This window comes from Iningainema tapete BLCC-T55 (assembly GCF_014698965.1).
Lineage (GTDB): Bacteria > Cyanobacteriota > Cyanobacteriia > Cyanobacteriales > Nostocaceae > Iningainema > Iningainema tapete.
On the sequence record NZ_JACXAE010000119.1, the window covers coordinates 34690 to 52876 of the forward strand.

The window sequence follows — 18187 nt, forward strand, 5'->3', positions numbered from 1 at the left end:
TTGATTGCAATTTTATGTTTAGGATACTATGAGTGAGGGGAGTCGGACGAGTTTCTAATAGGTTACTATAAATTTGAGTACATTGCCAAAATAAGCCATGTCAGAAACAGTACAGTACATTACAAACCAACAGGGAGAGAGAGTCGGTGTACTGTTGGATTTACAAACTTACTATCAGTTAACAAACGCATCAGTAGAGGATGCGGAACTCTTAACTGGCTTAAGCTTAGATGAACTGCAAGCCTTAGCAGAAAGTATGTTGTCTCTAAAAGCTCAAGCTCAATTAGACGATTTGCTAGCGCGAAATGCGGAAAATCAACTATCGGTTGATGAAACTGCCACTTTAGATAGTTTATTAGCACAGGTTGACCAACTCAACATTCTTAAAACTAAAGCAAGGTACATATTAAGCCTTGAAAGCGTCTGAGCGGGATTGGTAATTATAAATCAACTGTATTTAGAGCGCAAGGAACAACATCTCCTCGTATAATCTCTACCACTTAATTTCCCCACGATCCAAACGATTTTCATAGTCTTCTAAATTTGTTAGGTAGTTAGAAAAATCTGAGTCAACCATCTCCAATGACTCAGTAATATTATCTTTGTGCTTCCACAGTAAGAAATCAATAAAATCATTTACCTCGTCAATCAAAGGCTCTGGAAGAAGATAAATTTTAGCGATGGTTTGATTATGTACAGTCATGATGTCTACTTGTAGGTTGTAATTATATTTTTAGCATATTCGATGCGATCGCTATATTGTTACCACAGCAAATTACCTCAAAATTTTCAAGACGGAGTATTAGGTCATTTGGGGTTTAATCATTAATTAGTGCTGGCTCACTTTAACTTTTGCCGCTAGGGCAAAAATTTGTAATAATAAGTAAAGTGATAATAGTTGATAGAAGATTAAACCCAATCAAATTGATCTGAGTAGAAGAAACCTATGGATGAACTTCAGTGTGCGGTAGCATATCAAGAACTTGTGGAAATCCTCAATGAGTTTGAATTAGGGTGGTTAGCACTTCAGGTTGCTGATGTCATCAAGGGAGGAAAAACAGTTGTAGTGCATCAAAACGGTCAAAAACATTCTCATTTGGAAACAAAACTCTATACTGAACAAGAAAAACTCTTTCTCCTAATTGATGCAATAGAACGAGCTTTAGTGGAAACTGCGGCGATGGAAACAGAAATTTCTGAGTTCTTAATTGCACAAAACTTGGAGCCAAAAATTATTCGTTCAGATGGTAGGCAGGAAACGGTGCGTGATTATAGTCCCTCTATTGTCCATTCCCGGAAAGAAAACGCCGATGCGTTAAAAGAATTGCTTGAAAAACTGCGTCGGGATGCTCTAGCTCATGTCGATTGATGCTAGATTAAAGCAAGGAATTAGAAGTCGCCTTGCCGGAAGCATTCAGCATGCATTTACTGATGAAAGTAAGACTTCAGATATTTATGAAGAATACATCTTTAATATTATTCTCAGTGCTGCTAAAAATGAAGGAGCTTCGATTTCTTTCTTAGATGCTTTTGGAAATACACCGCAGTCTTTTCAGTTTCGCCGCAGCCCAGGTCAAATTTATGCTACCGATGAACCCTACACCCATGCAATACTAGAATTTTTTGGAACTCCATTGTTAGAAGTTCATGTAGGGGTAAGGGTTCAGGGAATTTCTCAGGTAGCCCATGAGTGCGATGTCTGTGTTCTTTATCAAGATGAGGCTCATGTTTGTCGAACCACCAGACGTGAACCGGACTGTTCTAAGGTGATTATTGCTGTAGAGTGCAAGCATTATGAATCAGAATTGAATCTTGATTTAGCTCGGTCTTTTATTGGTTTAGCTTCTGAGTTACAAGTTGAAGGAGATTGCTACTTTGTTTCCAATACCTCAAGTGTATCAGTTGCTAAGTTACTAACCATTCGCCGTCTAAAGTGGGAGCATAACGTTACTCCAGGTTCGCGGAATGATATCAATAGGCTGAGGTACGCTTTTCAAAGTAACTTTAAAGATGTTAAAGCAAGATACGGAATTTAAGCCATGCTACTCCTCTCACCATCGCTTACGAGCCAATGATGGAAAACGTTTCAGGCGCAACCAAAACCAGAAAAAAGGAATCACTGGGGTAGTCGCTTACTAGCAGGAATGACGATTAAAGGAAAGACGAAAAAGTCACTAGGGCAAATGAGTTTACCTTGGGATAACCAGAAGGTATCTGAACTTACAGAAGTACATTAAGTAGCAGAAAAATTTATTAGGCAAACTGTTTTCACCCTTCAGTAGCAGGTATGGATCTCTCAAACGCTGATTGTATCGTAGAAAGAGTAGCTGTAATAAATCTTGACAAAATTCTAAACAGCTTAAATGCTAATCTTTACAAGTCTCGATGCGAGAGAAGAAAACCCCCTCCATAAAACCCATAAAACCACCTACGGGGAGGTGTCCCTTTGGTGCTGAGGTATCATATGTTACATTTTTCTCCTCTCCTTCCATTTTCCACCCCACGCCTTCGGCAAATTTTGACCAGGTTTCTGAATCGTATTTGCCATCTAGCTTTCCGCTGACTTCTAAGTATATTTTCTTTTGAATGCTGAATCCAAAGCGCCCATTACTATATTTTACCCATAATTTGTCTATTGTGCGCAGATCGGTGCAGGGAAAATTCAAGAGTTCTTCTTCCCTAATCCAATCATGTTCCTTACGACCTACAGCTTGAAGCATCACTAAATAAGTTTCATAATCAGCTTCTTGCCACTTTCCAGCTGCTAGCAAGTCGCGCAGTTTAGTGTAGTCTACACCTTTTTCAGAACTAAGGTCATCTTCGGTAGTAGAGGGTTCAGGTATTAAAACCGTCCCCGCCTCTCGCGACAACGACGTGCCCCCCGAATCTCGGGGGGTTGGGGGGATCAACAACCGCAACTCAATTGGGGCAATGTCTTCATCTCTGAGTTGCAAACTTTGCTGTAACCGTTTCAAAACCTCTTGTGTGTGATGGCTAAGAGTGCCTTCTTCATCCTCATAAGCCTCTATCAGTGCTTCTTCGTATTCCTGAAGATTCTCCTGATATTTGCGCAAAGGCTCTAAAACTTCATTCTCAATTTGGGTAGCCTCTTGCTGCGACAAACCCAGTTCACTGTGCCGACGCTTCAAAAAACGACGACTTACACGGGAAACTTGACCATTTTGAATGCACCGCTCTACTTCCTTACGATACTCCACTTTTGGATCGCCTATAGGAGCTTTCGCTAACTGAATTTTGTAACCTTCTCTCACGGCAAAAATCCCCGGCTTCATCGCAGGTGCTGCTTCCTGCACTTTCTTGCGGGCATACTCATGCAGTTCATCCACCGAAATCACACCATCGTTGTCAGTATCCGCAGCACCTTTCTCGATTCCTTCCACAAGATAGCGTGTATAAACGGATAAGTCTGACCCCTGTTGTTCAAAAGAATACTCAATAGCAGTAGAAGAAGTGAGAACTGCACGTCCTTCTACTTCCTCTTGATTTTTAGTCTTTAATAGTTGATTATTAATATCCAGGCTGCCATCATCCTTCGCCCTCATACCTTCGGCAAACGCTCCACTGAAGCAACAGTCAAGAATAATTACCTGTTGTCGAGAGCGGCTATTTTCCATTACCTCATGTACCAAGTTGGCAGCCACAGCTGTAGTTCTCACCAGTTCTCCCTGAGAGTTTTTGCGTGTTAGGCGAGTTGCCAAGTAAAGCCTGCCTCTGTCATCTTTAATACCATGACCGGAAAAATACAGTACTACAAAGTCATCTTTTTTACGATTAGAGAACAACTTCTCGATCGCCTCTTCCATCTTTTGCCGTTCGGGATTTTTCAGCACTGTGATATCAAAAGAGGCAAATCCTCCCATTTCTGGATGCTGCAAAACTCGCTGCACGGCATCAACATCTTTGATAGCCGCAGGTAGTAAGCTCAAACCTTCTTCATACTCACTCACTCCAATTAGCAAAGCAACTTTCGCCATTTTGCTACCCTAATTGTTGTTGAGAAAATCCAAGGCTTTTTGCATAGCAAAATCAAACTCTTCTTTACTACTTGCTTCTACGGTGATTTCCCTACCGTCAGGAGCCTTCACTGCGATCTTAATTGGTTTGTTACCCAGTCGTTCGCTCAAAAACCCAAACAATTTTTTAATATTTGCCGGACTCACCTCAGCCATCAACAGTCCTGTCAAAAAGCTGACAAACCCTTTGCTTCTGGTTGGTGGATTAGGATCGGACACCCGGTTAACTTCTTCCACCTCCGCCAGTTCCTTCATTTGCGCCTGAAGCTTCTGCACTTCCTCATCTTTTTCTTCATCATCCAAGTCTGGGTTAATAAAGGTAATGGTTAGTTTAACGTTGGATGTATCTGTCATAAAAGAAAAATATAGTATTTACACTTATGAAAATTCTACAGTTATGAGATCAATGCGATCGTTTTCAATTCCGGAATTTTCAAGGCAAAGCCTTTAAGATACATCCTACAGTGAATCCAGAGTATCTGATGGGTCATCCAAATCTACAAGGGCTAGTTTTACACACGCACGAACACTCCTCCAATCACGTTCTGATAGATGCCCAATAAGTACTAAATTAGCCGAGGGTGGTAGAGTAACGATGAAACTGCGGAAAACAGATGCAACTCGTAAACCTGCTTCAGCCCAATCTTGCAATACATAGTCAGTAGTACCTAGAGCAGTTGTCTGAGTAGTGATCAGTCCAACTATCAGATCAGGACGAGTTACGTGATAAGTGGCTGATGACAGAGCTACAGCAGGGCGACGTTTAACGCCAGTGACACCAGGAAAATCAACTGTCAGCACATCACCAGGATTGAATGTCACTCGTCAAATATCTCCTCGTTTGGGAAAAGCGTAGCTGCGTACTGTAAGGAAAAGTTCGTTATATCAAGTTGATCTTGCTCAGTCCAAGTATCACTTTGGTCAATCACAGAAAAATTTTGCTGAACCAGATCGTTAAGGATAAGAGTTGCCAAGCGTAGTCGCTCAGTCGCTGATAAATTACAAATAATTTGCGTATAAATTTCTTGAGCAGTAGTTAGCATAGTAAACCCTCCTGTCCCTCATCCTAACCTGAAGTGTGTTTTCTTAGTGCGGCACTGTGTCAAATACACATTTGGCTAAATATTAACCCTTGCCGTTGGTGTTAAAGTCCTCTATTATTGGGGCATCTGTTGGTGAAGCTGCTACTATTCTCAGGTTAAGGTCAACTATTATTTTATTGTTATCAAAACTTATATTAGCTTTCTTTACTAATAACTCTACTAGTGACTCATCACTTAATTGAACTTGATTAGATAAGTGAGTTTTATATCCTGCTTCTTCAAGCCATTCTGTAATATTTCTCCAGTTTTCTACTTTTTCATCGCCTTTATCTATTAGGCTTTTAACATACTTATACAAAGTATTACAAAGGTCAACTTCAACTCCTTTGACGTTCTTATTTAGCCTTGCTGCTATTTCAGCCGGACTGTAACCATAAAGCAACCCGCGCAAGTGTAGTTTCTCAACTGGTGTCAGGCGCTTTCCCTTTGCGGATGCGAGGTCTGTGTATAGCGTTTCTAAGTCCCAGTTGTTTGCAGCTTGGGCGAACTGCTCGTCAGTATAAGCCATTGTCGGGTACGTTGAAAATTCCTAACGCAATCCTAACCTGCTTCCTAACGTTTGTTAAGGGATGGCTAGTTAAAACTAGTTTAGTATGATTAATAACTCTAAAAAAAATAAATGCGTAAAATTACGTTAAAAGCACTATCTACAAAATGTCGTTAGAGAGTGGCGCTCAGTTGATTAAAAAGCCTTGATTAGTAAGTAGCGATGATAAAGCTAGCGCGACCACTACTGCACCTAGTTAAGCTTGCTTAACTAGCATTTATTAGAGTGATAAAAATTATACAAAGGAGTATTTGATGGTTTCTTTTTACCCTGGTCAAAAAGCCAATGAACTTGCCAAAGCTGCTCAAGAGCGATCTGAACGTGCTCTCGAACAGTTGAAAAAAGAGGAAGCAGCCACAAACAAATTGGCAGAAGAGTATGGAGAACTCCAACTTAGTGTTATAAAAGATACAATTAAGCGCTTTGTTGACTTCCTTGAGCGCACTGGTAGAAAGGCTTCTGAAAGTGAGAAGCGACTTTTAGAGGGAATGGATTTTTCCGTTCAGCAGATTGAAGAGTACAAAGCGGCGGCTATAGGAGCAGAACAATATTTTATGGCTGGTGCTAAAGCGGCTGGAGCAGCAGCAGCAGGTTATGGCGGTGCTATCACTGTTGCTACCTCAATAGGAGTAGCAAGCACTGGAACAGCTATCTCAAGCCTCAGTGGAGCCGCAGCTACGAATGCAATGCTGGCATGGTTTGGCGGTGGCGCGATCGCTGCTGGTGGCGGCGGTATGGCTGTTGGTGCTGCGGTACTAGGCGGTATTACTGTTTTACCAGCTTTGGCAATAGGGGGCTTTTTTGCAGCTCGTGAAGGCGAGAAAGCCATGACAAAGGCGCAGGAGTATGAAGCCAAAGTCAATAAAGCGATTACTGAAATTAACGCTGCCAAAGACTGTTCGCAAAAAGTTAAACAGCGGATTATTGAGTTGAGAGGTGTGTTTGAATCTCTTAACACTCGCGCTATTGAAAGTTTGAACAAACTTGAATCTCAAACTTTTGATTCCAAAAAGGATGCTGAAAAATTTCAACAGCTAGCAATTCTTATCAAGGGACTTGTAGAAATTTTGAAAACTCCAGTGTTAAATAGTGAAGGGAAGCTGAACCTTGGCACTGTAACCGTTCTAGAGAAATACCGCAATCTACCAGGTAAATAGACATGACGGCAAAAAAAGTTCCTGTAGAAGTATTGGGCGCTGGAGTAGATGCTACTCAATGCTTACGCGCTGTTGTTGAAGCTTACAGCGAGTACAAGATAGTTGCAGAAGAAGAACGGACAAAGCGGCGTGGTATCGAAGCTTGGGAAAAAACAACAATTGCCCAGATTAAAGCTAATCGCGATGCTCTGATCAAGTATCTTGAAAGCTCGTTTAATGAACGTGCCAATAATTTTCGCTTTCTGTTTGAAAAAGTCGATCTGGCAATAGCAACTGGTGATAACAACCAGTTAACTTTAGCCCTACATTCAATTACAGAAATAGCCAAATCCAGCCCGTTCAAAGACCTCGCTGATTTGACATCAGTTAGAGCAGCCCTTGATGATCCTGACCATGAATGGACGTTTTGAAGCACTTTATTTGAAAGAGAACAAAGATAGGTAATTAAAATGAGTTGGGAAACTGTGGAATCCGCTCTTGGAGCAGCTCATGATCTTTCTGACAATGATTTTGCCAAAGAAAATTCAACGGGGTCTATTTTAGGAGGAGGTGCAGCACTAGCGGCTGGTGTAGCTCTGGGTGTTACTAGTCTCCCTTTAGCTGTTCCTTTACTTCTTGCTGGGGGTGTATTTGCTGGTGCAGGAGGGGAGGCAGCAGTTAAGAATGCAGCTAAGGGCATTGGATCTGTTTTTGGAAATGTAGCAAAGGGAATTGGAGGAATTATAGATGTCTTCAAGAGCGATGAGGACTTTTTCAATCGAGGAGTAGAGAGACTTCAAAACCGACAATATAAAGAAGCTGTTGAAGATTTCACTCAAGCTATTACAATTAATCCTCAACATGCCGATGCCTATTTCTTAAGGGGCTGTATCCGCTCTGATACAGGCAACCGTCAAGGAGCGATCGCCGACTACACCCAAACTATCAAGCTTGATCCTGACTATGTTGATGCTTATCGGAATCGAGGGCATATTTTAACTGCACAGGGCGATTATGAGGGGGCAATTTCCGACTATACCCAAACTATTAGGTTAGAACCAAGTGATACTGACATTTACTTTAAGCGGGGAAGAATATACCTTGAACTAGAAGATTATGAGAGCGCAGTTGCAAACTATACTCAAGTTATTAAAATAAACCCTGACTGTGTTGAAGCCTACTTGCTTCGAGGCTGTGTCTACTTTGATTTAGAAAATTACCAAGATGCTGTTGTAGATTTCACTCAATTCATCAAAATTCAGCCTCAAGATTATAACGCCTATCGTCATCGTGCTGAGGCTTATATTGCACTACAGAATTATAGCGGTGCAGTAGTAGACTTAACTCAAGCCATCAAGATTGTTCCCGAACACAGCGATGGTTACTTTAGACGAGGATATGCCTATGCATCTTTAGAAAATTACGATAGCGCTATAGTAGACTTTACCCAAGTGATCAAGATAGAACCAAATTGTGCTGATGCATTCTTTATGCGAGGTTGTGTTTATATTGAGAAGGGAAACAGACGGGAAGCTATCGCAGACTACAACCAAGTCATTAAAATTGACCCCAACTATGCTGATGCTTATGTTCAACGGGGTTCTATCTATAGAAACAATGGAGATAAAAAGAAAGCAATAGCTGATTTTCAAAAAGCAATAGATATTTTTTCTAAAGAATCTATGCTGGATGAAGTTCAAACTCTTCAACGCGAAGTCAGAACTCTTCAGCAAGAAATTAAAGATACTCCTTGGTGGCAAACACGAGTGTTTTAGTAGTCTGTGGGTGGAAAGCGGTACTAGATGCAAATAGTGCTAGACAATGGGCGAGCTAACTGATTACGCTTGTGGCGATCGCCCTTACCCCAGCGTTAAAACGGACGCTGAAAAATCTGCCACCAGTCGCTTTATTTGCAGCCAATTTACACCTAAGATAATTTCTGGAAGTTCATTTCCACCTAAAACTAGGATTATGTACTCCTGTTCATCCAGAAGTACTTTTCCTTGATAAATATTAAACCTTGCTTCCCCCCGTGCTGTCCGCATCTGCTGCTTCTGACTCAAAAGCAACCACCCAAGACTTTCCGCATCTTGGGTGTCAATCGCTAACCAACCAGTGAAACCTGTATCTAGAAGCGGTTTCACTGGAATAACATCATCATCAGCAGCAATCAAACTTATTTCAAAAATTAACTCTCCCTTACTGTTGAACTCACCTGAAATCATATTCTGCCGCAAGCTCCAGTCTCATTGATTCGCATTATGAGACTTATGGAATTACCAAATTTCTCATCCGCCTTTTGTCTTGCAACGGTATCATCCGGATCTATGACATAATCCCCACTCTCTGGCTCAATGATGATGAACCAGTCATAGTGATCTTGAATAAGTTCTGGTTGAACTCTATCAAAAATTACATGACAGCGTTGAGCAAAAGCGTCACTTTCAGCTTTACGTCTGGCTATCTCTTCTTTTGATAATTGGCGTTCTGGGAATACTCTGCCCCGTCGCGGAGTGCGATTATTAGATAGCTGAGTCATGTTGTGTCCTATCTGTCAGATATGATTTGATTTTAAGTCGATTGGACTCAACTTTAAGCAGCTAATTTTCATATTATAACTTAAGTACAATCGCCCTAAAAATTACTCATAAAAAAGCCCCAGTACTGTTGTGACTGGGGTTTAATTATTAATTGCTAGCTCAATTTCAGGAATATACTAGTGCAAAAACTTGTAATAATAAGCTGTGGCAAACAAGAGAACTACTAAAACAGCAAGAGAAATGTAGAGAGACAGATAGTCTAAAGTGTATTTATAAGGATTATTCTGACCATAATCTTGAGCATTTGAAGCTGGAGATGGTTTCGGATCGTAATATGGTGAAGCTTGTTGATCCTTAGTAGGTTGGTTTTGTCCTGTCATGGCGGCACTCCTCGTATATTTTTATTTCTCAATTTACTTTCACTAGCAGAAACTGCATCTAGCTTGGGAATTATACCTATAAGGTGATGAAAAAAGTGCATACTTGTTGGTTATGGGTAAATTCTATATAGTACAATTGTACCAAATAGATCATCACTCCCACCTGTAGGGTGGGATTTTTCTGCATGAGGATAAACGGGAGCTTTGCGCGATCGCACGTCCTCTTTATGATTAAAAAAGGTGAGAAGAAATGATTGTTGCAATTGATACTAAACCGTTGTACAAAAAAGGACAACTGGTAGAAGTTTCACGCAAGGATGTAATCTACCATAAAGTTGTCATTAAAATCACAGAGATTAGGCGATTATGGAATAAGTGGCTGTACGTTGGGAAATGCGTACATTATCCCAGAGAGTTACGCCAATATCAAAACAACGCCAAACGTTATGAATGGGCTTTGTTTGAAGAGGAATTATGTAAATATCAGCAGTGAAGAGTTAAGATTGGGTATGCGATCGCCTAATCAACTACTGCAAAAGTTGCTCTTACTCAAATCGCCTATAATCTTTCAAAATAGAAGTTAAGCGTTTGTGTTGTCTTGACCATTCTTGACAAACTTCTGTGACAAGTTGTATTTCTTCATCGGTCAAAAGCTCATCTGGCTTTCCTGAAGCTAAAATCCAAGCAGCTTGATCTGCTTTTTGGTATCCTACACCATGCTTAACTAACTCTGTGTGAAAGATTTCCTTTTTTTCTGTAAATGATACAAAAGGTTGTAGTTGCTGGAGGGCTTCAAGAGCAACAGTAGCGTCTTTGTAACGCTGACGATAATCATAGCGCACCATCGTGTCTAAGATTTCGACTAAACCCGGATTAACGTTGGCGCACTCACTCAAATTACTACAATTAAACTCTCCTGTGCGGAAATCTCGCGTGAGTTTGTGAGGATCTAACCCGGTTAAAGCTTGAATACCAATCATCCCAACTGCGTAGATATCGCTACTAAAATGGGCATGAAAAGCTTGTTGTTCGCTAGGCATGTAACCTGGAGTGCCGATCGCAACTGTTTGAGTTGTTTGTCCCTGAGTATTCACTGATAAAGCACCAATTTCTTTAACTGCGCCAAAGTCAATCAGCACAATTTTTTCGTCTTTGCGCCGTCTTCTTAAATTTTGTGGTTTAATGTCCCGATGGATGACGTTATTTTGATGAACAAACGCTAAAACTTCTAAAATGTCTTTAAGTATACTGAAAACTACTTTCTCACTCAATGGCTCTCCGGAAGTAATTTCTGTCGTTAAATCATGCCCATCTATAAATTCTTGAACTAGATAGAATTCTTCCTTCTCTTCAAAATGTGCGAAAAGTTGAGGAATTTGATTGTTTTCGTTACCTAAGCGATATAATGTTTGGGCTTCTTTCTCAAATAGCCTTTTGGCAATGGGCATTACAGTGGGACTTGAACCTTTTGGTTTAAGATGTTTAACTACACACAAAGGTTGTCCAGGTAAATCCAAATCTACCGCTTTGTAGGTATTGCCAAATCCCCCGCTTCCTAGTAAGGTGACAACTTTGTAGCGATTCCGGAGAGTTTTTCCAATTAAAGGGTACTGGCTCATGTGGTACATCTCAACCTACTAGCTAACCTTCACAACGCTTAACATTTGGGCTATTCTTATTTGAATGATACTCAAATACACTAGCCTCTTTAAATACTTACGTATATTTTTTGTTTTAAACAGGCACTTACTAGATAAATTTAATGAAAACCTGATGTCAGACAACACTTTAAAAGTTGCTTACCAAGCATTTGAGCATTTCACTCATGGTTTAGCGACAGGAGATTGGAACCAATTTATAGATATGCTTACGGAAGACTTCAGCTTTTGGTTCCCTATGGGAAAGTACCACGGGTTGAATGTGGGTAAAGAAAAAGCTAAAGAGTTTTTCCAATATGTTTACGAAAGCTTTAGCCCAGGATTGAAGTTGACTTCCCTTGATAACGTTACTAGTAACGAAACAACCGTTGTATTTGAATTTCGAGATGAAGGGCTGTTGTTAGGACAACCTTACAAAAATCGGGTAGCAGTTTCTTTTGATGTGCGTGGAGAAAAAATTTGCAGCTACCGGGAGTACTTTGGCAGCGATGGTAAATCCAATTGAAGCTGCACAGAGAATTCTCGATTTTGCAAGGTATAATTGATCATCACAAGCTTAGATGCCAGCGTATGAGTTACTGCATAAACCCTGCATGTCAAAATCCTCACAATGGTGATAGTGAGCTTTTTTGTCTTAGCTGTGGCTCAGAGTTACTATTACAAGGTCGTTATCGAGTAGTTAGATACTGGCAAGAACGAAAATATACGCATATTTATCAAGTAATAGATACTATACAAGCATATCCAATTGCAAAAGTGCTTAAAGTTCTCAAACCAATAAGTAGATTGGAAAATAAGTTAGTTGAATTGTTTGAGCGAGAAGCAAAAGTTTTGCAGGAGCTAAATCATCCTGGAATTCCCAAAGGAGATGGGCATTTTATTTTTAAAGCTGGACAAAAACCAGAGCCATTACACTGTTTAGTAATGGAAAAAATTGATGGAAGTAATTTAGAGGAGTATATTCAAGGCAGAAAAAATAGTCCAATTAGTCAAGAATTAGCAGTTGCATGGTTGATAAAACTGGCAACAATTTTAGAAAAGGTGCATGAGCATAAAATTATTCACAGGGATATTAAACCATCTAATATTATGCTCAGACCTAATGGTACACTGGTACTGATTGATTTTGGCACTGCTAGAGAAATTACACTCACTTACAGTGAAGATTTTGAAGAACAAGAGATTACAAGGGTTTGTTCAACAGGATATACTGCACCAGAGCAACTTAGAGGTCAAGCTGTACTTCAATCTGATTTTTTTTCTTTAGGACGTACTTTTGTCTATTTGTTAACTGGTAGAACATTTACTAATCATATAAATTTGCTCAATTGGCGACAAAATGCACAGATATCTCCTACAATAGCAGAATTAATTGATGATCTCATGGCAGAATTGCCGGAAAATCGTCCCCAAGATACAAAAATAATTATCCAAAGATTAGCAGAACTTCAAGAAAATTTATTAGTAAAAACTACTTTTAATACAACTGTAATTGAATCTAGTCATAATATTATTCAACCAAGGCAGTCAAAATTACAGCAATTTATTCAACCATTATCAAAAAGGATTATTCCCTTGGTAGGTGTTTTTGCTATTTTATCTAGTACGTTGGTAATATATAAACATTTAAATGTAATTAATGGTTGTGCAAAACCATTGCTAAGTAGCATGTCTACGGGAGATAGTTTTAGTTGTGGCGAAGAAATTCTCATTGCCAATTCAGGAGAAGTAGAAAAGAATGAAGGTACGGAAGCTTATAAAATCGGTAATTACAGTAAAGCTGTTGAGAAGCTTAAGATAGCACGTCAAAAGCAACCATCAGATCCGGAAGTTTTGATTTATCTTAATAACGCATTAATTGAGGTAAATAAAGTTAATGCTCCAACAATAGCTGCAATAGCTCCCATTAGTAACAGCCCAGAAATAGCAACAGAACTTCTTAAGGGAGTTGCTCATGCACAATATGAAAGGGTGAAAGAGTTAAAAAAGAATCCCAAGGCAGTTTTTAAAGTGTTAATTGCAGATGATGCTAACGATCCCAATCAAGCTAGGCAAGTAGCAGAATCTTTGGCAAATCAATCAAATATTTTAGCAGTTATTGGTCACAATAGTAGTGAAATTGCTCTGGCGACAATGGACATTTTTGAAAGACGGCAGTTGGTGTTGATGTCTCCTGGCAGTACTTCAGCAAATCTTCCTCGCCCTGGTGATAAATTTTTCTTCAGAACTATACCTACTGTGCGGGTAAAGACTTCAAAGTTGGCAAATTACCTTGTTAATCAGGCTCGGCAGAAAAAAGTCGCAGTATTTTCTAATCCTCACAGTGATTTCAGTAACTCTTTTCAAGAGCAATTTTACGGTAGTTTTACGGCAATTTCCGGAGAAATTATTGAGCAAAAGTTTGATTTATCCAATCCTTTTTTTAATGCAAGTGCTGCTATTAAAGAAGCACGTAAACAAGGAGCTACTGCATTTGTAATTATTACCGATGGTGGCACTAATCGCTACACTTTCTTAAATGCTCTAAGGTTGATTAAGGCTAATCAAGGTCGTAATTGGATTATGGGGGCAAATAGTGTTGCTCATCAAGATGTTTTATTAGTAGGGCAAGAAGCTGTAAACCGCCTGGTTATGACTATTCCTTGGATAGAAATGACAAGTTCTAACAAAGAATTTCTTTTGGTGGCTAAATCTTTATGGCAAGGGGAGGAACTTAATTACCGCACTGCTTCAGCTTATGATGCGACTCAAGCTTTGATTAAAGTTTTAGAGACAACTCCTAACCTTAATCGTTTGGAAGTGCAAAAAGTTTTGTCAAACCCTAATTTTAGAGCAAAGGGTGCTACTGGGGTAATTAGTTTTCTCCCTAATGGCGATCGCCAACAACCCCTAGCAGAATTAGTCAAAGTTGTTGCGTCTCAATGTTCTAAGTACGGTTATATGTTTGTGCCTGTGGAGTACAAACAATTAGAAAGTGCTTGCCAACAGAAACTGTAACATTTTGTCGAGAATAAAAACCGAGTTTCTTAGTTATTCTCAACATGTTTTTGGTTGATTTCTTTGCACTTAATCTCTGCTGCTTGATAAGCCGCCAAATAATCCTTACCGCCCAACATTACATTACCGTAATACTCATAAGGTGCGTCACCATATATTGGTAGCGGATCATCTTCTGGGTAATCTTCCTGAGATTCTTCCATGATAGCTTTGAGTTGCTTGACAGTAAGGCTGTGTGCCGGAAAATACCAGAGTTCCTGGGCATTTTTTTTCAAATGCGGTAGTGTGGGATCAACTATAACATCGTCAATCTCAACCCAGCCGTGTTCCACGGGTTTGTATGGCTTGCCTTTCATCACCAAAAAACCCTGCACGTAAGTTCCTTTAATTGCCAATGCAGCTCTGTGAGCATTGTCAAAGGGAGTTTTAGCCTTACTTTTGATGCGATCGCTAATTTCTAGGGACAGCGCTTCATCTAATGTCTTCATCAACAACGAGAATTAAAGCAGCGACTAAAACAGTTTAGCACCTGTGTCTACCATCATAAATGAACAAATCTCTAAAAAGCTGTAAATAAATCCTTATTTGAATTTTTTACCTTTGACACCCAGCCTTGGTATGAATTTAAAATTTCTGAATAAGGAACTGAGGTTTCAAAAATCATCTCTATGATAGATGACGGAAAGTATTGCGGAAATATTTGGTGGAGAATTTTGCCAAGACGCTGCCTCAACATAAACTCAAAAATTAATCCTTTGGATGAAGGAATCACGTTCTCACCAAGCTCTACCAAGGCAAGGGCATCTGGCAGGCGGCGAATAGTAAACTCCTCAAGAGCCTTTGCCAAATTGTCAGAATACTCATTCAAAAGGTTATCAAATATGAACACATCTTCAAGTGCCGCATTACAACCTTGACCAATAGCAGGTGATACGGAATGCGCTGCGTCTCCAATCAGTAGTACACTATTACCGTAGTGGTAGCGGTTGCAGCGAATTGTTAAAACTGTAGATAGTGGTCTAGCAAGAAAAGCTTCCGCCTCTGATTCTGGCATCAGTTTGCCTATTTCTGGGAAATTCTCCTGAAAGAATTTGAGTACTTCTTCTTTTGTAGAAAGACTAAGTATCATGTTTTGTTGGCGGGGAAAGCGGATGGCTCCATTCATCGTCCCATCTGGCTGATGCAGCATCAATATACCAGTGCCGTCCTCTAGTCTCCAAGAGTGGATACTGTTCTGTTTCAGGTGGATGTCTGAGTTTTCGTCAGGGCGGGGAAGGAAAATCGATTTGCGATGATTTCTGTCGTACTTCTGTTCAAACTCAAACAGTTTGGTGGAGAGAAAATGCTCTCTAACAACTGAACGCGCCCCATCTGCACCAATTAATAGGTCATAATTAACAGTGAGTTCTGCTGGTGTCTGTCCGGCAAGGTTTTTAATTTTTACTGTCTGCGCCGTAAAATCTACTTGGGTGCATTGATAGTTGAAGTGAATGTTTAGGCGCTCGCTGTCATACTTTTCGGTTAATTTTAACAGTGCAATTACTAAATTAGTCCTGTCAAGGGTAATGAGAGGTTTCTTCCTACTTGTGAATCGCTTCTTCCCATTTTTTTGGTGAAAAACTGTTCCCGTCATCTCCACACTTAATGCCTTGACGGCTTCTTCAACACCCTCGATTTTCCTCAAGGCGTTCATTCCCCTTTCGCCAAGTGCTACAGGGTAGGAGCGGGATTTTGAGAATGGAACAACTCGCGGATCACCACGTCGCTCATAAATGTCGATTTGGTATTGTGAGTCACGACGCAACAAATAGTGAGCTAGAAGTACTCCGCTCGGTCCTGCACCCACGATAACTACTTTCTTGACCATTTTGAGCGCGAAGAATTTATAATCCTAATTCTAGCTTATTAACGTATTCTTGAATTAACTGTGGTGTCTTGGCAAAATCTTCTGGAGTTTTTGGCAATGGATGCCATACTCTATTTTCAGAATCAGCAGCAAAACGGTCAACAAATTTATAAAAAGCTTCTTGATCGTTTGGGTGAGCAACAATGTAAGCTCGCAATTCAGCTTTACTCATGTTGTTAAAATCAGGTTTCATGTTATGAAGCTCCATCTACCATCGCGCCTAAGTTCAATTTCAAGTTCCTCGCCTGAGATAATAAAAACATTACCAGTACGCTCACCCAGACGTAACAACACTATGGGCTTGTAAAAAAGTTGTCAAGGACTGGCAGAGAATGATGCAAAATAATCTTTGGTCTGCTGTTGGAAGAGTAATCACTACTACAAAAAGCAAAAACTTGATACAGCATACCATATAACTTTTCTATATTGTACCAGCATGAAGATAAACGTGGTTAACCGATGTGCGATCGCTACCCTGTCTGGTAGCTGATGGTATGAATCCCCAAGAGGAGAGAAAATTGACCAATTTTGAATTTAAAATGGCTGATTGCTCTTAATATGGTACTTTTTTAGCTGATTAATTTTGTATAATGCGGATAACTGGTTTAATTACAATTCGATGGAAGCAGCTAAAACGATTGACACTCAAATAACGTTGCCAATTGAGCTATACAGAGCGATCGTTCAACAAGCACAGGCACACGGATCTTCCATAAGTGGCGAAATTACAGCGCTGCTAACACCTGTGCTTATGCAAGTACCTACTGAATTAGTTCAAGAGTTTGCAGCTTGGGAAGCAGCAAGTGATGAGGACTGGTTAAGAATGGAAGCGACGTTAGCATCATTTGACGCGGTAGCGGATTGCCCATGAGGTAGAGAATTAGATGGATAGAGGTGATGTTCTCTTAGTTGGTTTGCCAGAGTCAGATCAACGAGAGGAAAAGGGCAATCGTCCAGCAATTGCGGTACAAACAGATGTAGCAAATTCTCCTATGTTGATGATTGTTCCGATTACGTCTTCATTAGGTGCATTGCGTTTTCCGTTTACAGTTAGGATTGAGCCATCGGAACAGAATGGTTTAACCAAGCCTTCCGTGGCAATGGTGTTTCAGCTGTGAGCTATTGACCGAAAGCGCATAATTCGGAAAATAGGTGAGTTAGAGTTGCAATATTTAGCGCAGGTTGATGCAGAAATTTGGCAAATGTTGAAGCCAAAAGAAGTCCAAGAGTAAGGTATCAATAATTGTACCTTCATCTGATAAGCGTTTCTTTAAGAGAAGTTGAAGCTGAGGTCTAGTTTCCATATTTTCTGGAACGCAGCAACTGTAAGGGGAACATCACCCTGTCGCGCTAAATCTTTTCCTTTTTCAACCTGACGCTTGGCACGCCTTTAGCTCTTTGAGTATTTCAGGATGAGTGACGAGGTAATCAGTCAACCAATTGCAACCTTGTACTAATAGCTCGTCAAAATCCTGGTTCCACAAAATTACTTTACCATCTGCACTACCACTGCTCCAGAGTTTGACAGTACCGTCATCACTACCAGAGGCAATGGTCTTGCTATCCGGACTAATGCTGACGCTTGTGACAGCTTTAGTATGCCCTTTGAAGGTTTGCAGTAGTTTCCCGTCACTGCTCCAGAGTTTGACAGTACCGTCATCACTACCAGAGGCAATAGTCTTGCTCTCCGGACTAATGCTAACGTTTGTGACAGCTTTAGTATGCCCTTTGAGGGTTTGCAGTAGATTCCCGTCACTGCGCCAGAGTTTGACAGTACCGTCCCTACTACTAGAGGCGATGGTCTTGCCGTCCGGACTAATGCTAACGTTTGTGACAGCTTTAGTATGCCCTTTGAGGGTTTGCAGTAGATTCCCGTCACTGCGCCA

26 protein-coding genes are annotated in these 18187 nt (G+C 40.3%); 11 read left to right on the plus strand and 15 right to left on the minus strand.

The window, feature by feature from the left end:
• Positions 1–97: 97 nt before the first annotated feature.
• Complete coding sequence (locus tag ICL16_RS39925; protein ID WP_190837292.1) at positions 98–427, plus strand: hypothetical protein; 330 nt, start codon at positions 98–100, stop codon at positions 425–427.
• Positions 428–493: 66 nt separating this feature from the next.
• Here the strand turns inward: ICL16_RS39925 and ICL16_RS39930 are convergent, their stop codons facing one another.
• The gene (locus ICL16_RS39930; RefSeq protein ID WP_190837294.1) at positions 494–703 is read right to left on the minus strand and encodes a hypothetical protein; all 210 of its coding nucleotides are present in this window, start codon (positions 701–703) and stop codon (positions 494–496) included.
• Positions 704–946: 243 nt separating this feature from the next.
• Between ICL16_RS39930 and ICL16_RS39935 the strand changes: the two genes are divergently transcribed.
• Positions 947–1369, plus strand: a complete 423-nt coding sequence (locus ICL16_RS39935) for a hypothetical protein (RefSeq protein WP_190837297.1) — start codon at positions 947–949, stop codon at positions 1367–1369.
• A complete protein-coding gene (locus ICL16_RS39940) occupies positions 1359–2036 on the plus strand; it encodes a hypothetical protein (RefSeq protein ID WP_190837299.1) in 678 nt (225 codons plus the stop codon). The genes ICL16_RS39935 and ICL16_RS39940 overlap by 11 nt, the downstream gene beginning before the upstream one ends.
• 330 nt (positions 2037–2366) lie before the next feature.
• On the opposite strand, the gene ICL16_RS39945 is transcribed toward ICL16_RS39940, so the two are convergent.
• From ICL16_RS39945 to ICL16_RS39965, 5 genes are all read right to left on the minus strand, one after another.
• Positions 2367–3995 (minus strand): caspase, EACC1-associated type, encoded by a 1629-nt coding sequence (locus ICL16_RS39945; protein WP_190837301.1) that lies wholly within the window; start codon positions 3993–3995, stop codon positions 2367–2369.
• Positions 3996–4004: 9 nt separating this feature from the next.
• Positions 4005–4388 (minus strand): hypothetical protein, encoded by a 384-nt coding sequence (locus ICL16_RS39950; RefSeq protein ID WP_190837303.1) that lies wholly within the window; start codon positions 4386–4388, stop codon positions 4005–4007.
• Between the two features lie 105 nt (positions 4389–4493).
• Positions 4494–4856, minus strand: a complete 363-nt coding sequence (locus tag ICL16_RS39955; protein ID WP_190837304.1) for a type II toxin-antitoxin system PemK/MazF family toxin — start codon at positions 4854–4856, stop codon at positions 4494–4496.
• On the minus strand, positions 4853–5077 hold the full coding sequence (locus ICL16_RS39960; protein WP_190837306.1) for a hypothetical protein: 225 nt from the start codon (positions 5075–5077) through the stop codon (positions 4853–4855). Before ICL16_RS39960 ends, ICL16_RS39955 begins: the two co-directional genes overlap by 4 nt.
• 82 nt (positions 5078–5159) lie before the next feature.
• The gene (locus ICL16_RS39965) at positions 5160–5645 is read right to left on the minus strand and encodes a helix-turn-helix transcriptional regulator (protein WP_190837309.1); all 486 of its coding nucleotides are present in this window, start codon (positions 5643–5645) and stop codon (positions 5160–5162) included.
• Positions 5646–5938: 293 nt separating this feature from the next.
• Between ICL16_RS39965 and ICL16_RS39970 the strand changes: the two genes are divergently transcribed.
• Genes ICL16_RS39970 through ICL16_RS39980 form a run of 3 tightly spaced genes read left to right on the plus strand, consistent with a single transcriptional unit; the run spans position 5939 to position 8595 of the window.
• Positions 5939–6841, plus strand: coding sequence for a hypothetical protein (locus tag ICL16_RS39970; RefSeq protein WP_190837311.1), 903 nt, complete (start codon positions 5939–5941; stop codon positions 6839–6841).
• A gap of 2 nt (positions 6842–6843) precedes the next feature.
• A complete protein-coding gene (locus ICL16_RS39975; RefSeq protein WP_190837313.1) occupies positions 6844–7251 on the plus strand; it encodes a hypothetical protein in 408 nt (135 codons plus the stop codon).
• Positions 7252–7290: 39 nt separating this feature from the next.
• A complete protein-coding gene (locus ICL16_RS39980) occupies positions 7291–8595 on the plus strand; it encodes a tetratricopeptide repeat protein (protein WP_190837315.1) in 1305 nt (434 codons plus the stop codon).
• 84 nt (positions 8596–8679) lie between these two features.
• Here the strand turns inward: ICL16_RS39980 and ICL16_RS39985 are convergent, their stop codons facing one another.
• The 3 genes from ICL16_RS39985 to ICL16_RS39995 all read right to left on the minus strand — a co-directional run bounded on the left by ICL16_RS39985 (position 8680) and on the right by ICL16_RS39995 (position 9740).
• Positions 8680–9045 (minus strand): aspartyl protease, encoded by a 366-nt coding sequence (locus ICL16_RS39985; protein ID WP_190837317.1) that lies wholly within the window; start codon positions 9043–9045, stop codon positions 8680–8682.
• Entirely contained in the window at positions 9042–9359 is a 318-nt protein-coding gene (locus ICL16_RS39990; RefSeq protein WP_190837319.1) for a hypothetical protein, read from the minus strand. The genes ICL16_RS39985 and ICL16_RS39990 overlap by 4 nt, the downstream gene beginning before the upstream one ends.
• A 177-nt stretch (positions 9360–9536) precedes the next feature.
• Positions 9537–9740 carry a hypothetical protein gene (locus tag ICL16_RS39995; RefSeq protein WP_190837321.1) on the minus strand — a complete coding sequence of 68 codons (204 nt, stop codon included), beginning with the start codon at positions 9738–9740 and terminating at the stop codon, positions 9537–9539.
• A 250-nt stretch (positions 9741–9990) separates the two neighbouring features.
• Between ICL16_RS39995 and ICL16_RS40000 the strand changes: the two genes are divergently transcribed.
• Entirely contained in the window at positions 9991–10233 is a 243-nt protein-coding gene (locus ICL16_RS40000) for a hypothetical protein (RefSeq protein ID WP_190837323.1), read from the plus strand.
• Between the two features lie 52 nt (positions 10234–10285).
• On the opposite strand, the gene ICL16_RS40005 is transcribed toward ICL16_RS40000, so the two are convergent.
• Complete coding sequence (locus ICL16_RS40005; protein WP_190837325.1) at positions 10286–11359, minus strand: serine/threonine-protein kinase; 1074 nt, start codon at positions 11357–11359, stop codon at positions 10286–10288.
• A gap of 154 nt (positions 11360–11513) precedes the next feature.
• Between ICL16_RS40005 and ICL16_RS40010 the strand changes: the two genes are divergently transcribed.
• Positions 11514–11903 (plus strand): nuclear transport factor 2 family protein, encoded by a 390-nt coding sequence (locus tag ICL16_RS40010; RefSeq protein WP_190837327.1) that lies wholly within the window; start codon positions 11514–11516, stop codon positions 11901–11903.
• A gap of 65 nt (positions 11904–11968) precedes the next feature.
• A complete protein-coding gene (locus ICL16_RS40015; protein ID WP_190837329.1) occupies positions 11969–14395 on the plus strand; it encodes a bifunctional serine/threonine-protein kinase/ABC transporter substrate-binding protein in 2427 nt (808 codons plus the stop codon).
• Positions 14396–14424: 29 nt separating this feature from the next.
• Here the strand turns inward: ICL16_RS40015 and ICL16_RS40020 are convergent, their stop codons facing one another.
• The 4 genes from ICL16_RS40020 to ICL16_RS47965 all read right to left on the minus strand — a co-directional run bounded on the left by ICL16_RS40020 (position 14425) and on the right by ICL16_RS47965 (position 16595).
• Positions 14425–14886 (minus strand): hypothetical protein, encoded by a 462-nt coding sequence (locus tag ICL16_RS40020; RefSeq protein WP_190837331.1) that lies wholly within the window; start codon positions 14884–14886, stop codon positions 14425–14427.
• Between the two features lie 68 nt (positions 14887–14954).
• Positions 14955–16262 carry an FAD-dependent oxidoreductase gene (locus tag ICL16_RS40025; RefSeq protein ID WP_190837333.1) on the minus strand — a complete coding sequence of 436 codons (1308 nt, stop codon included), beginning with the start codon at positions 16260–16262 and terminating at the stop codon, positions 14955–14957.
• Between the two features lie 16 nt (positions 16263–16278).
• On the minus strand, positions 16279–16494 hold the full coding sequence (locus ICL16_RS40030; protein ID WP_190837335.1) for a DUF6887 family protein: 216 nt from the start codon (positions 16492–16494) through the stop codon (positions 16279–16281).
• Positions 16491–16595, minus strand: coding sequence for a DUF6888 family protein (locus ICL16_RS47965; protein WP_420485334.1), 105 nt, complete (start codon positions 16593–16595; stop codon positions 16491–16493). Before ICL16_RS47965 ends, ICL16_RS40030 begins: the two co-directional genes overlap by 4 nt.
• A gap of 325 nt (positions 16596–16920) precedes the next feature.
• Between ICL16_RS47965 and ICL16_RS40035 the strand changes: the two genes are divergently transcribed.
• Together ICL16_RS40035 and ICL16_RS40040 are read left to right on the plus strand one after the other, a co-directional pair.
• The gene (locus ICL16_RS40035) at positions 16921–17172 is read left to right on the plus strand and encodes a hypothetical protein (protein ID WP_190837337.1); all 252 of its coding nucleotides are present in this window, start codon (positions 16921–16923) and stop codon (positions 17170–17172) included.
• A gap of 13 nt (positions 17173–17185) precedes the next feature.
• The gene (locus tag ICL16_RS40040) at positions 17186–17419 is read left to right on the plus strand and encodes a type II toxin-antitoxin system PemK/MazF family toxin (RefSeq protein ID WP_190837340.1); all 234 of its coding nucleotides are present in this window, start codon (positions 17186–17188) and stop codon (positions 17417–17419) included.
• Between the two features lie 249 nt (positions 17420–17668).
• On the opposite strand, the gene ICL16_RS40045 is transcribed toward ICL16_RS40040, so the two are convergent.
• Positions 17669–18187, minus strand: a 519-nt coding sequence (locus ICL16_RS40045) for a WD40 domain-containing protein (RefSeq protein WP_190837342.1), incomplete at its 5' end; no start/stop codon positions are given.

Coding starts and splice junctions, on each gene's coding strand:
- ICL16_RS39960 (WP_190837306.1), bottom strand. CDS start 5,077: ATGCTAACTACTGCTCAAGAAATTTATACGCAAATTATTTGTAATTTA.
- ICL16_RS39980 (WP_190837315.1), top strand. CDS start 7,291: ATGAGTTGGGAAACTGTGGAATCCGCTCTTGGAGCAGCTCATGATCTT.
- ICL16_RS40040 (WP_190837340.1), top strand. CDS start 17,186: ATGGATAGAGGTGATGTTCTCTTAGTTGGTTTGCCAGAGTCAGATCAA.
- ICL16_RS40000 (WP_190837323.1), top strand. CDS start 9,991: ATGATTGTTGCAATTGATACTAAACCGTTGTACAAAAAAGGACAACTG.
- ICL16_RS39935 (WP_190837297.1), top strand. CDS start 947: ATGGATGAACTTCAGTGTGCGGTAGCATATCAAGAACTTGTGGAAATC.
- ICL16_RS39950 (WP_190837303.1), bottom strand. CDS start 4,388: ATGACAGATACATCCAACGTTAAACTAACCATTACCTTTATTAACCCA.
- ICL16_RS40010 (WP_190837327.1), top strand. CDS start 11,514: ATGTCAGACAACACTTTAAAAGTTGCTTACCAAGCATTTGAGCATTTC.
- ICL16_RS40035 (WP_190837337.1), top strand. CDS start 16,921: ATGGAAGCAGCTAAAACGATTGACACTCAAATAACGTTGCCAATTGAG.
- ICL16_RS39940 (WP_190837299.1), top strand. CDS start 1,359: ATGTCGATTGATGCTAGATTAAAGCAAGGAATTAGAAGTCGCCTTGCC.
- ICL16_RS39965 (WP_190837309.1), bottom strand. CDS start 5,645: ATGGCTTATACTGACGAGCAGTTCGCCCAAGCTGCAAACAACTGGGAC.
- ICL16_RS39925 (WP_190837292.1), top strand. CDS start 98: ATGTCAGAAACAGTACAGTACATTACAAACCAACAGGGAGAGAGAGTC.
- ICL16_RS39945 (WP_190837301.1), bottom strand. CDS start 3,995: ATGGCGAAAGTTGCTTTGCTAATTGGAGTGAGTGAGTATGAAGAAGGT.
- ICL16_RS39930 (WP_190837294.1), bottom strand. CDS start 703: ATGACTGTACATAATCAAACCATCGCTAAAATTTATCTTCTTCCAGAG.
- ICL16_RS39975 (WP_190837313.1), top strand. CDS start 6,844: ATGACGGCAAAAAAAGTTCCTGTAGAAGTATTGGGCGCTGGAGTAGAT.
- ICL16_RS40015 (WP_190837329.1), top strand. CDS start 11,969: ATGAGTTACTGCATAAACCCTGCATGTCAAAATCCTCACAATGGTGAT.
- ICL16_RS39995 (WP_190837321.1), bottom strand. CDS start 9,740: ATGACAGGACAAAACCAACCTACTAAGGATCAACAAGCTTCACCATAT.
- ICL16_RS39985 (WP_190837317.1), bottom strand. CDS start 9,045: ATGATTTCAGGTGAGTTCAACAGTAAGGGAGAGTTAATTTTTGAAATA.
- ICL16_RS40025 (WP_190837333.1), bottom strand. CDS start 16,262: ATGGTCAAGAAAGTAGTTATCGTGGGTGCAGGACCGAGCGGAGTACTT.
- ICL16_RS39990 (WP_190837319.1), bottom strand. CDS start 9,359: ATGACTCAGCTATCTAATAATCGCACTCCGCGACGGGGCAGAGTATTC.
- ICL16_RS40005 (WP_190837325.1), bottom strand. CDS start 11,359: ATGAGCCAGTACCCTTTAATTGGAAAAACTCTCCGGAATCGCTACAAA.
- ICL16_RS40030 (WP_190837335.1), bottom strand. CDS start 16,494: ATGAAACCTGATTTTAACAACATGAGTAAAGCTGAATTGCGAGCTTAC.
- ICL16_RS39970 (WP_190837311.1), top strand. CDS start 5,939: ATGGTTTCTTTTTACCCTGGTCAAAAAGCCAATGAACTTGCCAAAGCT.